This window comes from Aurantimonas coralicida DSM 14790, assembly GCF_000421645.1.
Classification (GTDB): domain Bacteria; phylum Pseudomonadota; class Alphaproteobacteria; order Rhizobiales; family Rhizobiaceae; genus Aurantimonas; species Aurantimonas coralicida.
The window spans coordinates 487,997-501,926 of the sequence record NZ_ATXK01000001.1; the positions used below are offsets into that span (position 1 = coordinate 487,997).

Consider the following 13,930-nt stretch of genomic DNA (forward strand, 5'->3'; position numbering starts at 1 on the left):
CCGCACCCAATGCTCGACGTCCAGCCCAAAGGGCCCACCGGCGCCGCGCGGCACATCAGCCACGCAGCGCATCGCGGTGGATCACTCGGCGGCAACGCCGAGCCGCATGCGCTCCATCTCCTGCAGCGCGCGGCGGTATTCGACCGGCATGACCTTGACGAATTTCGGCCGGTGCTCCTCCCAGTTCTCCAGCATCTCCGCCGCCCGGCGCGAGCCGGTATAGTGGTGATGGTTGGAGATCAGCTGGAACAGCCGCTCGCCGTCGTGGCTGGTCATGTCCGAGGACAGGTCGACCCGGCCCTTGTACTGGAGGTCGCCGCCATGGTGGTGCAGCTTCTCCATGATGTCGTCCTCTTCCGGAACCGGCTCCAGATCGACCATGGCCATGTTGCAGCGCTCGGCGAAGTCGCCGACCGCGTCATAGACATACGCCACGCCGCCCGACATGCCGGCCGCGAAGTTGCGGCCGGTCTCGCCGAGAATGACGACGACACCGCCGGTCATGTACTCGCAGCCATGGTCGCCGACGCCCTCGACCACCGCCACGGCGCCCGAATTGCGCACGGCGAAACGCTCGCCCGCGACGCCGCGGAAATAGCACTCGCCCGAGATCGCCCCGTAGAGCACCGTGTTGCCGATGATGATCGACTCCTCCGGCACGATGCGGGTGTCCTCGCGCGGGCGCACCACGATGCGGCCGCCCGACAAGCCCTTGCCGACATAGTCGTTGCCGTCGCCGGTCAGCTCGAAGGTGATGCCGCGGGCAAGGAACGCCCCGAAGCTCTGGCCGGCGGTGCCGGTCAGCTTCACCGTGATGGTGTCGTCGCGCAGGCCCTTCAGCCCGTAGCGCTTGGCCACCTCGCCCGACAGCATCGCGCCGGTCGAGCGGTCGACGTTGGAGATCGGCGTCTCGATGGTCACCGGCTGGCGCGCCGACAGGGCGGGCTCGGCCTCGGCGATCAGCTTGCGGTCGAGAATGTCGACGATCGGGTGCTCCTGCAGCTTCGTCCAGCGCACTGCCTCGGGCGCGGCATCGGGCTTGTAGAACACCTTGGAGAAGTCGAGGCCGCGCGCCTTCCAGTGCTCGATCATCGGCTTCTTCTCGAGCAGCTGCGACTGGCCGACCAGCTCGGCCATGGTCCGAACGCCCATCTCCGCCATGATCATCCGCACCTCTTCCGCGACATAGAAGAAGTAGTTGATCACGTGCTCCGGGGCGCCCTTGAAGCGCTTGCGCAGCACCGGGTCCTGGGTGGCGACGCCGACCGGGCAGGTGTTCAGATGGCACTTGCGCATCATGATGCAGCCGGCGGCGATCAGCGGCGCCGTCGAGAAGCCGAACTCGTCGGCGCCCAGAAGCGCCCCGACGATGACGTCGCGGCCGGTCCGCAGGCCGCCGTCGACCTGCAGGCAGACGCGGTCGCGCAGGCCGTTCATCACCAGCGTCTGCTGGGTCTCGGCGAGACCCATCTCCCACGGGCTGCCGGCATGCTTGATCGAGGTCATCGGCGAAGCGCCGGTGCCGCCGTCATAGCCCGACACGATGATGTGGTCGGCGCGCGCCTTGGCGACACCCGCCGCGACCGTGCCGACGCCGACTTCCGACACCAGCTTGACCGAGATGTCGGCCGCCGGATTGACGTTCTTCAGATCGTAGATGAGCTGCGCCAGATCCTCGATCGAATAGATGTCGTGATGCGGCGGCGGCGAGATCAGGCCGACGCCCGGCGTCGAATGCCGTGTCTTAGCGATGGTCGCGTCGACCTTGTGGCCGGGCAGCTGGCCGCCCTCGCCGGGCTTGGCGCCCTGCGCGACCTTGATCTGCAGCATGTCGGCATTGACGAGATATTCCGTCGTCACGCCGAAGCGGCCCGACGCGATCTGCTTGATCGCCGAACGCTCGGGATTGGGCGTGCCGTCGCTCAGCGGCAGGAAGCGGTCCGATTCCTCGCCGCCCTCGCCGGTGTTCGACTTGCCGCCGATCTGGTTCATCGCCCGTGCCAGCGTCGTATGCGCCTCGCGGGAGATCGAGCCGAAGGACATGGCGCCGGTGCAGAAGCGCTTGACGATGTCCTTGGCCGACTCGACCTCGTCCAGCGGCACCGGCGTGCGGCCGGCTTCCTCGGCCATCTTGATGTGGAACAGGCCGCGAATGGTCGAGCTCTCGACCGCCGCCTCGTTCACCATCTTGGCGTAGTCCTGGTACTTCTCCCAGGAATCGGTGCGCACGGCGTGTTGCAGCGTCGCCACCGCATCCGGCGACCACATGTGGGTCTCGCCGCGCATGCGGTAGACATACTCACCGCCGATATCGAGCGAGCGCTGCAGGATCGGATCGTCGGAGAAGGCGCGGGCATGGCGCTCGGCCGTCTCGCGGGCGACCTCTTCCAGGCCGACGCCCTCGATGGTCGTCGCCGTACCGGTGAAGTAGCGCTCGACGAATTCCGACTGCAGGCCGACCGCGTCGAAGATCTGCGCGCCGCAATAGGACTGGTAGGTCGAGATGCCCATCTTGGACATGACCTTCAAAAGGCCCTTGCCCACCGACTTGATGTAGCGGGTCACCACCTCGTTGGCGTCGACCTCCGGCGGGAATTCCTTGCGCCGGTGCATGTCGAGCAGCGTGTCGAAGGCCAGATACGGGTTGATCGCCTCGGCGCCGTAGCCCGCGAGGCACGCGAAGTGATGCACCTCGCGCGGCTCGCCCGATTCCACCACCAGGCCGGCGGCGGTGCGCAGGCCCTTGCGGATCAGGTGGTGATGCACCGCCGCACAGGCCAGCAGCGCCGGGATCGGGATACGATCCGGGCCGACCTGCCGATCCGACAGGATGATGATGTTGTAGCCGCCCGCGACCGCAGCCTCGGCGCGCTCGCACAGACGCTCCACCGCACCCGCCATGCCCGCCGCGCCGGCTTCCGCCGCATAGGTCATGTCGATGGTCTTGGTGTCGAACCGGTCCTCGGTGTGACCGATGTTGCGGATCTTTTCCAGATCGCCATTGGTCAGGATCGGCTGGCGCACCTCCAGCCGCTTGCGGCGCGAGGAGCCCTCGAGGTCGAAAATGTTCGGCCGCGGCCCGATGAAGGAGACGAGGCTCATCACCAGTTCCTCGCGGATCGGATCGATCGGCGGGTTGGTGACCTGGGCGAAGTTCTGCTTGAAATAGGTGTAGAGCAGCTTCGACGACGACGACATCGCCGAGATCGGCGTGTCGGTGCCCATCGAGCCGATCGCTTCCTGGCCGGTGGTGGCCATCGGCGCCATCAGCGTGCGGGTGTCCTCCAGCGTGTAGCCGAAGGCCTGCTCGCGATCGAGCAGCGAGACGTCCGAGCGCGAGGCGCGCGGCGCCACCGGCTTCAGGTTCTCCAGGATGATCTGGGTGTTCTTCAGCCACTCGCCATAGGGGTTGGCCGACGCCGTCTCGCGCTTGATGTCCTCGTCGGAGACGATGCCGCCCTTCTCCAGGTCGATCAGCAGCATGCGGCCCGGCTGCAGCCGCCACTTCTTGACGATGCGCGCCTCGTCCACCGGCAGCGTGCCGGCTTCCGACGCCAGGATCACCAGATCGTCGTCGGTGACGATGTAGCGGGCCGGGCGCAGGCCGTTGCGGTCCAGCGTCGCGCCGATCTGGCGGCCGTCGGTGAAGGCGACGGCGGCGGGGCCGTCCCACGGCTCCATCAGCGCGGCGTGATACTCGTAGAAGGCCTGGGTGTCCTTCGGCATCTGCTTGTTGCCGGCCCAGGCTTCCGGGATCAGCATCATCATGGCGTGGGACAGCGGATAGCCGCCCTCGGTCAGGAATTCGAGCGCGTTGTCGAAGCAGGCGGTGTCGGACTGGCCCTCGTAGGAGATCGGCCACAGCTTGGAGATGTCGTTGCCGAACAGTTCCGAATCGACCGAGGCCTGGCGCGCCGCCATCCAGTTGACGTTGCCGCGCAGCGTGTTGATCTCGCCGTTATGGGCGACCATCCGGTAGGGATGGGCGAGCTTCCAGGACGGGAAGGTGTTGGTCGAGAAGCGCTGATGCACCAGGGCCAGCGCGCTCTCGAAGCGCGGATCGGTCAAATCGGCGTAATAGGCGCCGAGCTGGTAGGCCAGGAACATGCCCTTGTAGACGATGGTGCGGGCCGACAGCGACACGACATAGAAGCCGATGTCGCGGCCTTCCGTCTCCACATGGACGCGGTTCGACACGACCTTGCGCAGGATGAACAGCCGCCGCTCGAACTCGTCGTCGCTGGTCAGCGTCGGCGCCCGGCCGATGAAGACCTGACGGTGCACCGGCTCGGTCGCCAGGATCTCCGGCGCCTTGGAGAGCTGGGAATTGTCCACCGGCACGTCGCGCCAGCCGAGGATCGTCTGGCCTTCCTCGCGCACGACCTCCTCGAACACCGCCTCGATATGGCGGCGCTTCTCGGCGTCCTGCGGCATGAAGACGTGGCCGACGCCGTACTGGCCGGCGGCCGGCAGCTCGATGCCCTGGCCGGCCATCTCCTCGCGGTACAGCCGGTCCGGGATCTGCACCAGCATGCCGGCGCCGTCGCCCATCAGCGGATCGGCGCCCACGGCGCCGCGATGGGTCAGGTTTTCGAGGATCTGCAGGCCCTTCTCGACGATCGAGTGGGACTTCTGGTTCTTCATATGCGCGATGAAGCCGACGCCGCAGGCATCGTGCTCGTTGCGCGGATCGTAGAGGCCGATCTTCTCCGGCATGGTGCGCGGCTTGATCGCGGCACCGATGGTCGCGGCGGCGGTGTCGTTCGAGAGGCTGGTCTCGAAGGTCCCGGCGTTGGATGGCGTCAGCTTCGTCATCGCGTCGTCTCCCGTCGTCGCGCCGCCGTTTCCGGCCGCGCATCTTGTCGCGCCGTTTCAGGCGCAACCTTGGCTCCGGTCCCGCGCCGTCCGCCTGGTTCAGGAGAAGCTCCCTCAGGCGTCCGGGCCGAACCCGAGCGACAATGTCTCGTTTCCGCCGGCTTTTCGCATGACCGCTGGCGTCAGGATAGAACCCGGGCGCGTCTTTTCCGCGCGCCATCGTGCCAGATCGCGCTTTTTCACCAGCCGATTTATGGCAGCATCACTGTCCTATCGGCCGTAATATGACAGAAGCGGTGCCACGCCACAAGGCCACCCCCGGCAGCGCCCCCTCGCCGGCCCCACGCGGATTCAGCATGCGCCGGTCCGCGCGCTGGTCCCTGAACGACCCGCCTCGACTGCAAAGAACGCGCCCGGCAACCGCCCCCGCATGCCCGCAGCGCATGGGAGATCCGCGCCGCGTCCCGCTTGCCCTTGGCCGCGGCGCATTATAACTGCCCGCCATGATCTTTGCTTCCGATAACTGGTCCGGCGCCCATCCGGCGATCAATGCAGCCCTCACCGCCCACGGCGCCGGCATGGCCGCCGCCTATGGCGCGAGCGATCTCGACAAGCGCGTCGAGCGCCGCTTCGACGAATTGTTCGAGCGCGAGGTCGCGGTGTTCTTCGTGGGCACCGGCACCGCCGCCAACTCCCTCGCCTTCGCCGCGGTCAACCGGCCGGGCGGCGTCGTCCTGTGCCACCGCGAGGCCCACGTCATCGAGGACGAGTGCGGCGCACCGGAATTCTTCACCCATGGCGCCCGCATGGCGCCGATCGACGGCCCCGACGGCAAGATCGACCCGGACAATCTGAAGCGCGAAATTGCCCGCTTCAAGCCGGACTTCGTCCATGCCGGCCAGCCCATGGCCGTGACCATCAGCCAGCCCGGCGAGGCCGGCACGCTCTACAGCGGCGACGAGATCGAGACGATCGCGAAGATCGCCCATGACCGCAATCTCGCGCTCCACATGGACGGCGCGCGCTTTGCCAACGGTCTGGCCGCCACCGGCATGACTCCGGCTGAGATGACCTGGAAGCGCGGCGTCGACATCCTGTCCTTCGGCGCCACCAAGAACGGCTGCTGGTGCGCCGAGGCCGTGGTCTTCTTCGATCCCGCCAAGGCCAGCCAGTTCCCCTATATCCGCAAGCGCGGCGCCCAGCTCTTCTCCAAGACGCGCTTCGTGGCGGCCCAGTTCATGGCCTATCTGGAGAACGATCTCTGGCTCGAGCTCGGCAGTCATGCCAACCGCATGGCCGACCGCCTGCGCGCCGGCCTCGACGCCAGCAACCAGGCCCGCCAGGCCTGGCCGACCCACACCAATGAGAGCTTCGCCATCCTCAAGGCCGACCGGGCCGAGGCGCTGAGGGCCCGCGGCGCGGTCTTCTACGACTGGAACCCGCCGCACGGCTTCCACGACATCGTCGGCGACGACGAGCATCTCGTCCGCCTCGTCACGAGCTGGTCGACGACCCCCGACGAGGTCGACCGCTTCTGCGAACTCCTGGCCTAATCCGCCCCCCCCGATCGGTCGCCCGAGCGACGGCCGATCGGCGTCCGATGAAGTCCCAACTGACTCCCGTCAGCCGCAAATCGGCCCTTCGACAGACAGGGAACCGACTTGCCTTCGACGCCCCCCCCTGACTGGCCCCTGACCAGCCTTCGATAGAGCCCCTGACCGGCCTGCAACGGTCGCCCGGGACTGGCCCTCGACGGACCCCTGACTGGTCTTAACCGGCCTTTGCCGACCCTCTGGCCGGCCGGGGCGCGCTCGCCCCGGACCGATCGGGCCGATGGACATCTTTCTTCGGAACGGTTGACCGCGCACGGGATTTCCGTAGCGTAGGTTCACAGCCAGAGGAGAACGTCATGTCCACAGACGCGTTTCATCAGGGCGAACTCGCTTTCCGCAACAATTTCCCGATGTCGTCCTGCGAATATCCGGCCGGCTCATCCCTGCGCGCCGCGTGGATGGAGGGCTGGACCACGGCCCGCAACGCGGCGCCGACGGGCACCGGCCAGCATGCCGGCATGATGAAGGACGCCCGCACCGCCACCAATCTCGGCCGCCACGACGCCCCCCACGAATCCTGACGCGGCCGGGCAGAAACGAGCGAGCGCGCGACGGCCCCGGCCGTCGCGTTTTTTTGTGCAAAGCGTCTGAACGAAGCGAGCGGAGCTCGCGTGCTCAGAGAGTTTCTCGCCGTAATATCCAATCATACGTTGGTGTCGCTAAAGCGTTTCGCGGGACAGCTGAGACTAAGCGCAACGGGCTTTGGTCGCTTTACAAAAACGATAGATTGTCTGGCGATAAGATAGCTTTTCAACGCTTCTCCAGCAAACGAAAAGCTTCCAATGACCTTATCCGCCACACCTCGCCCACGACCAGTCCAAATCGCTGAACTTAGCCTTGGCATCGGCCTAGCTCTATCTCTCGCATTTTCAGCGATCGCATTTGGTCGCCTAGCTCTTCAGTCTGGTTTCGATCTCTATTCGGTGATCTTAAATCGAGGCCTAAAGGAAGCCGTCGAGGTTATCGGTCAATATCTCGCAACGCTAGCAATTAACGATATGGTCGGTCGCTTTGAGGTCAGCGCTCTTGCTGCCAACGTTGCCATCGCGATGTCGATGGCGGCTGCCGTTCTTGCACCATTGTTGTTTGTCTTCGTTTGGTTGCGCATAGCCAAACTCACCAGCGCCTATCTGATGCGAGGTGCATGGGCATTAGGCCCTCGTGACGACGTCGAAGCAGATGTACCGGGTGCTCTCCCCCCAATCGGTAAAGTCAACGAACTCCTCATGTCCGAGGATTTCCAAAACGCCCGTTTAACACAGGAAGATCGAGCCATGCTCGGCCGTCATGGTCGGCACACGCCAAGGGCATTTGTTGCGTTACAGCACAGCTTACGCCTTCCAATGCAGCGGGCTATCCAGCCTCTGCTTAAAGGCTTGCTATGGGCGGTGATGGCATTCGTTGTTCTGGTGGGGCTGGTTCTGTTTCTCAGTGGTCGCATTGAGGTTGTGTTAGCGACGGCGGAACAACTCGCAGCGAATTTTGGTCGCGCGTTTGGCATACCGAGCTTGCTTCTGGTCTTGGCTCTGCTGGGCATCGGCATCATAAGCGTCCTGATGGATCTACGGTTTGCACGGGCGCTTGCACCACGAAAGAAACCAGACGCAAGCAAGTCAACTGAGATGCTACGAAATCTCACTACTAACGCCACACCCGCGCAATTCCTCTCGGTCCTAAAATCTGAACTCGCGATAAGGCTAAAGCAGGCCCGGGTCAGAACACATGGGACAGATGATTCGCGGGACGGATTCGTTGATCAAAGCAGCTTCTTCGTTGACCTATTGATTGAAAATGAATCGAAGGCCGCCAAAAACCCCGTTTCGGGCGAAGCCCGAATCCGAATTTGGACCGGGGTAGTATTCGTATTGGCAGGGACAATTGTCCCACTATTCTTTCTGTTACCATCTTCCCTTCAAAACATGCTCCAGTTTGATCGCTTTGAACTGGCGACGACATCGAGCGCTTTGATTTGGATGTCGATTGCTCTGGCTACCGGTCGCGCTATGCGGGAACTAGGTATGCGCGCAGTGAATGATGCCGAGGTTGTTTTGCAGACCGACTGGCACGAAACTCCAATCGCAGCGATCCGGATAGATGGTACAGTGAACACGCAAACCGCCCTTACCGGACGTGCTCAGAACGATTCCTATGGTGCTGAAAACAGAATCCAACAAAGCCGATACGACGCACGCTTAGTTAGCTGCACTCTGATTACAGTGGCGCCCAAAATTGATGCTGCACGTGAGATTGTTTCGTTCAGCCCCCATGGCTCGGACATGGATCTACACCAGTGCGTAGCGGATTTATTGCGCGAAGAAGGATCCAACTCTACTTTTAGCGCGGTTACCGCGACCATGGAAGACAACCAAGCCATCCTTACGAAGGCGCAACTTCATAAAGCCGAACTCGAACTACGTCTGGCACAGACTCGAGAGGAGTTAAGGCGTATCGAGATGGATAGTGGGGATATCGACCGCCGCGATTAGCAATCGCGATATGCCTATATACTCCACAAACAAAAACGGCGCCGTTTCCGGCGCCGCTCTCTTCCCGTTCCGAGTGTACGCTGATCAGGCGGCGTTCGCCTCGATCTGCTTCTCGTTGACATTGTCGGCCGTGTTGATGGCGATCCGGCGCGGCTTCATCGCCTCCGGGATCACCCGCACGAGGTCGATATGCAGGAGGCCGTTCTTCAGGGCGGCGCCCTTCACCTCGACATATTCGGCCAGCTGGAAGCGGCGCTCGAAGGCGCGGCCGGCAATGCCGCGATAGAGCGTCTCGAACGTCTCGCTCTCCTGGCTCTCGGCCTTCTCGCCCTTGACCGTCAGCACGTTCTCGCGTGCCTCGATCGACAGTTCCTCGTCACCGAAGCCGGCGACGGCGAGCGTCACGCGATAGGCGTTCTCGCCGGTGCGCTCGATGTTGTAGGGCGGATAGGTCTGGCCGTTGTCGGAGAGCGTCTGGCTGTCGAGCAGCGAGAACAGCCGGTCGAAACCGACGGTGGAACGATAGAGGGGGGCAAAATCGACATGACGCATGATGTTCTCCATTCAGAAGCAACGAGGTTTGCGTGAAGTCGCCCGGCACGCATCCCGAATTGGCGATGCAGCCCGGCGTGCGGCCCCGTCTCGGCGACCGCATGACAAAAATAATGGCGCGATTTTTGCTGTTCAAGAGCGCCCGCAAGCCGGCCTTGCAGATTTTTCTTGAGCCCGCCCTCCCGCGCGCGTCGCAGGCGTGCCATCCCGACAGGCTGCCCAACGCTCTGATCGTGCATGGTTTTCCGGCGGGCCTGCCTGAACCGCAGATGAATGCCGCCTTCCGCGACCGTTCATCTGCCCTGGTGCAATGTGGCGTCAGATTTCAGCCGCCCACGAGACATCGGGCGGCCCGCCAAACGGTCGCAGCGTCCCGTCCCTTCCGCTGTGGCCGCTCCGGCCGGAAGCCTGTCAAAGGGCTTCCGGTCGATCCCCTTCCCACCCCTGTCCCGCTGCCTCGCCGCCAGCTTCACACCCCGGCCTTCCGGGTCTGACGCCGCCGCCACTCCGGCTGGCCGCCGGCGCGGAAGGCTTTGACCCGCCCGGCCCCGGCCACTAAAAGCGCGCAACGGCCATGGCCGCCGGATTGCCAGCAGAACGGCCGGTCCCGGGCGAAGCGGATACGACATGAACGAAGCCTTCAATCCGGACGAACTCGTCGTCACCGAGGCCAATCCGGCGCCCGCCGGCATCACCGCCTCGACTTTCCGCGCCCCCGACGGCAAGCGCCTGCGCTATGCGGTCTCGCCTTCGGCGCTGGAGCGCACCCGCGGCACCGTCATCCTGCTGCAGGGCCGCAACGAGAATATCGAGAAATATTTCGAGACCATCGGCGAGCTCAATCGCCGCGGCTACATGGTCGCCACCTTCGACTGGCGCGGCCAGGGCGGCTCGGAACGCATGCTGCGCGATCGCCGCCGCGGCTATGTCCGCCGCTTCGGCGCCTATGTGAACGACCTGGAAGCCTTCATCCAGGACGTCGCCCTGCCCGACTGCCGCGGCCCCTTCGTCATCCTCGCCCATTCCATGGGCGGCCTCGTCGCGCTCACCGCCGCACCGCGCCTCGTCAACAGCATCGAGCGCATGGTGCTCAGCGCGCCGCTGGTCGCCTTCCCGGCGAACCGCGCCATCGGCACAAGGGGCCTGCATCGTCTCGCCCGGCTCGGTCGCTGGCTCGGCCTCGGCCGGCTGCCGGTCGCCCCGTCGCTGCTGCCCGGCCGGCGCATCCGCGCCGCCAGCCCCGCCCTCAGCAGCGATCCCAAGCGCCTGGCCCGCAACGCCGCGCTCGCCGAGGCGGCGCCGTGGCTGTTCCTCGGCAAGCCGACCGTGTCGTGGCTGGCGGCGGTCACCGGCGCCATGCGCCGGCTGGAGGATTCCGACAATATCGCCCGGCTGGGCGTGCCCACCCTCATCGTTACCGCCGGCCAGGATGCCGTCGTCGACAGCCGCGCCGCCGAGCGGCTGGCCTGGCGCATGCGCTCGGGCTCCAGCCTGACCATTCCCTTCGCCCGGCACGAATTGCTGCAGGAGGCCGACCGCTTCCGCGCCCCCTTCATGGAGGCGTTCGAATCCTTCACCGCCGGCGCCCTGCCCCTCGACTGAGCCGGACCACGATGCCTTACGGCGCAGATCCCGGCTCGCGTCGGGATGGCCCAGCCGTCAGCGGTTGAGCATCGCCAGCGCCGCCGCGTGCAGTTCCGGCGTTCCCGCCGCGACGATGTCGCCGCCCGATTCCGGCCGCCCGCCGTCGAGCCGTGTGATGATGCCGCCGGCCTGCTCGATGATCGGCACCAGCGCGACGATGTCGTAGGGCTTCAGCCCGGTCTCCACCACCAGATCCACCTGCCCCGCCGCCAGCATGCAGAAGGCGTAGCAATCGGTGCCGAAGCGCGTCAGCCGCGCCTTGGCCTCCAGCGCCTCGAAGGGCGGCGTCCCCTTCGGCTCGAACAGCCGCGGCGAGGTGGTGAACAGGGTCGCCTCCTCCAGCCGGCGCACGTCGCGCACGGCGAGCCGCGTGCGCGTTCCGCGATGCAGGCCCCACGACGCCTCGCCATCGGCGACGAAGCGCTCGCCCGTGAAGGGCTGCGACATGATGCCGACCCGCGCCCGGCCCGATTCGCAATAGCCGATCAGCGTGCCCCACACCGGCACGCCGGAGATGAAGGCGCGGGTGCCGTCGATCGGATCGATCACCCACAGCCGGTCGCTGGTGCCGCTGGCGCCGAATTCCTCGCCGAGCACCGCATGGTCCGGATAGCGCGCCGCGATCGCCGAAAGGATCGCCCGTTCGGCCGCCCGGTCGGCTTCCGTCACCGGGTCGAAATCCGCCGCGCGCTTGTTGTCCACGGCCGTGCCGGCGCGAAACCGCGGCAGCGTCTCGGCATCCGCCGCATCGGCGAGTTCGAACAGGAAGGAGACGTCGGGAAGAATCATGCGCGCGAAGAACCCACTGAGATCACGAGGATTCCGATCCTAGCGGATCGCCAAGGGCCGGGCGACCGGTGAATGCGCGCCACGCGGCGTTTCCCCTGCGCCTCCGGCCATCGGCGGCCGCCGCATATGCCTCAATATGTGGCGCCAAGCTTTTCTGCACGATTTCCATGCAGATTCCGCTTGCGTCCTGTCGCAGTGCAGCATATCTTGATCTTGCGGTGCTGATGTACCGCGGCCCTTACGGGCGTTTCCTCCCTAGACTCAGACCGCGCTGCCCTCCCGCAGTGCGGTTTTTTTTCGCGTTGAAGACCGGATGACCGGCAGGCCTATTCCGCCGCCGCCGGCAGCCCGTAATCGGCGTCCACATCCTCCGCGAAGCCCGCGACGAAGGCCGCCAGCCGCTCCGCCAGCACCTCGAAGCCGGCATGCGGGCGATAGATGCGCTCGTCGGCATAGAGCCCGCGATTGATCTCGATCTGGATCGCGTGCTGGCCGATCGCCGGCCGACCGTAGCGCTCGGTGATGTAGCCGCCGGCATAGGGCTTGTTGCGCGCCACGTCGTAGCCCAGCCGCGTCAACCGGCCGGTGGCGATGGCCACGAGCCGGGCGCCGGCGCTGGTGCCGTAGCGGTCGCCCAGCACCATGTCCGGCCGCCGGCCGCCCGGTAGCGCCCGCACGCTCGACGGCATCGAGTGGCAATCCACCAGGATCGCCATGCCGAATCGCTCCTTCGTGCGCCGCAGCCGCTCTTCGACAGCCGCGTGGAACGGCTTGTAGATCGTCTCGATCCGGCCGATCGCCTCGGCGAGCGACAACCGCTTGCGGTAGATCTCCTCGTTTTCAGCGACGATCCGCGGGATCGTGCCGAGCCCGCCCGTCACCCGCACCGAGCCGACATTGACGTAGTCGGGCAGCGGCTCGCAGAACATCTGCGGGTCGAGCTCGTAGGGCTCGCGATTGACGTCGAGAAACGCCCGCGGGAACCGCGCCCGGATCAGCGGCGCGCCGAGTCTGGGCACGCATTCGAACAGCTGGTCGACGAACAGATCCTCCGACCGGCGGATCGAATCGCCCGGCAGCCGCGTCGCCGCCAGAAAATCGGCGGGATAGTCGCGACCGCTGTGGGGAGAGCAGAAGACGAAGGGGATGGTCGGCTCGGCCGGTTCGACGACTTCGAAGGCGGGAACTGCCCCGCCGGCCGTCGTGATCATGGGTATGTTCGCCAAACTGTCCCCTTCCGGTTGGATGGCGCACCGAAAAATCCGCCGTCCACCGCCGGATCCTGATTCCTTTTAGAAAAAGTTCCGGCATTCTGCTATGGAATTGCGACCTCAATGAACAGCCGCCGGCATCGTTGCGCCCGGCGTATCCGGATAACGTGAATGTCAAAGATTCTACTCGCCGAAGACGACAACGATATGCGCCGTTTCCTCGCCAAGGCGCTGGAGCGGGCCGGCTACGAAGTGGTCAGCTACGACAATGGCGGCAGCGCCTATGAGCGCCTGCGCGAGGAGCCCTTCTCGCTGCTCCTGACCGACATCGTCATGCCGGAGATGGACGGCATCGAGCTGGCGCGCCGCGCCACCGAGCTCGATCCCGACCTCAAGGTGATGTTCATTACCGGCTTTGCCGCCGTCGCGCTCAATCCCGATTCCAAGGCTCCCAAGGACGCCAAGATCCTGTCGAAGCCCTTCCATCTGCGTGAGCTGGTCGACGAGGTCGCCCGCATGCTCGAGGACGCCGCCTGACCGGCTGAACCCTCACGGGCGCCTGAGCGACACGGAATCGCGTCGCTCGCCAACCCCGGTCCTGCGCAGAGGCAGGCCGGGCGCCAGCGCGCCGATCCCCTGCCCCGCGGGATCACCGCCCGCCGCGGCTTTTCCGTCCGGCGCGGCTCTAACGCTAGCGCAAGCCGCCCATCAGATGGCGGCATTCCCGGCGCCGATCCGCTGCCGCGCGGGATCACCGCCCGCCGCGGCTCCTCGGTCCGGCGCGGCTCTAGCGCCTGGCGCAAGCTGCCTGCCGGATCAC

General features: G+C 65.5%; 9 protein-coding genes and 1 pseudogene. 6 read left to right on the top strand and 4 right to left on the bottom strand.

The features are described from left to right. Positions 1 to 81: 81 nt before the first annotated feature. Positions 82 to 4,707 (bottom strand): annotated as a pseudogene (gene gltB, locus H536_RS0102320) (glutamate synthase large subunit); the annotation flags it as partial. A 611-nt stretch (positions 4,708 to 5,318) separates the two neighbouring features. On the opposite strand from gltB, the gene H536_RS0102325 reads away from it, so the two are divergent. From H536_RS0102325 to H536_RS24215, 3 genes are all read left to right on the top strand, one after another. Continuing rightward, positions 5,319 to 6,368 carry a threonine aldolase family protein gene (locus H536_RS0102325; protein WP_024348932.1) on the top strand — a complete coding sequence of 350 codons (1,050 nt, stop codon included), beginning with the start codon at positions 5,319 to 5,321 and terminating at the stop codon, positions 6,366 to 6,368. A 356-nt stretch (positions 6,369 to 6,724) separates the two neighbouring features. Then, positions 6,725 to 6,949, top strand: coding sequence for a ribosome modulation factor (locus H536_RS22330; RefSeq protein WP_024348933.1), 225 nt, complete (start codon positions 6,725 to 6,727; stop codon positions 6,947 to 6,949). Positions 6,950 to 7,210: 261 nt separating this feature from the next. Beyond that, positions 7,211 to 8,914, top strand: coding sequence for a hypothetical protein (locus tag H536_RS24215; protein WP_155898356.1), 1,704 nt, complete (start codon positions 7,211 to 7,213; stop codon positions 8,912 to 8,914). 84 nt (positions 8,915 to 8,998) lie between these two features. On the opposite strand, the gene H536_RS0102340 is transcribed toward H536_RS24215, so the two are convergent. Then, positions 8,999 to 9,466, bottom strand: a complete 468-nt coding sequence (locus H536_RS0102340) for an Hsp20 family protein (RefSeq protein ID WP_024348934.1) — start codon at positions 9,464 to 9,466, stop codon at positions 8,999 to 9,001. 32 nt (positions 9,467 to 9,498) lie between these two features. Between H536_RS0102340 and H536_RS24220 the strand changes: the two genes are divergently transcribed. Together H536_RS24220 and H536_RS0102345 are read left to right on the top strand one after the other, a co-directional pair. Next, on the top strand, positions 9,499 to 9,960 hold the full coding sequence (locus H536_RS24220; RefSeq protein WP_155898357.1) for a hypothetical protein: 462 nt from the start codon (positions 9,499 to 9,501) through the stop codon (positions 9,958 to 9,960). Positions 9,961 to 10,093: 133 nt separating this feature from the next. After that, positions 10,094 to 11,068, top strand: a complete 975-nt coding sequence (locus H536_RS0102345) for an alpha/beta fold hydrolase (RefSeq protein ID WP_024348935.1) — start codon at positions 10,094 to 10,096, stop codon at positions 11,066 to 11,068. 57 nt (positions 11,069 to 11,125) lie between these two features. Here the strand turns inward: H536_RS0102345 and hisN are convergent, their stop codons facing one another. Next, positions 11,126 to 11,896 (bottom strand): histidinol-phosphatase, encoded by a 771-nt coding sequence (gene hisN / locus H536_RS0102350; protein WP_024348936.1) that lies wholly within the window; start codon positions 11,894 to 11,896, stop codon positions 11,126 to 11,128. A 329-nt stretch (positions 11,897 to 12,225) separates the two neighbouring features. After that, positions 12,226 to 13,110 carry an N-formylglutamate amidohydrolase gene (locus H536_RS0102355; protein WP_029702597.1) on the bottom strand — a complete coding sequence of 295 codons (885 nt, stop codon included), beginning with the start codon at positions 13,108 to 13,110 and terminating at the stop codon, positions 12,226 to 12,228. 171 nt (positions 13,111 to 13,281) lie between these two features. On the opposite strand from H536_RS0102355, the gene cpdR reads away from it, so the two are divergent. Continuing rightward, complete coding sequence (cpdR, locus tag H536_RS0102360; RefSeq protein ID WP_009208652.1) at positions 13,282 to 13,647, top strand: cell cycle two-component system response regulator CpdR; 366 nt, start codon at positions 13,282 to 13,284, stop codon at positions 13,645 to 13,647. Positions 13,648 to 13,930 lie beyond the last annotated feature (283 nt).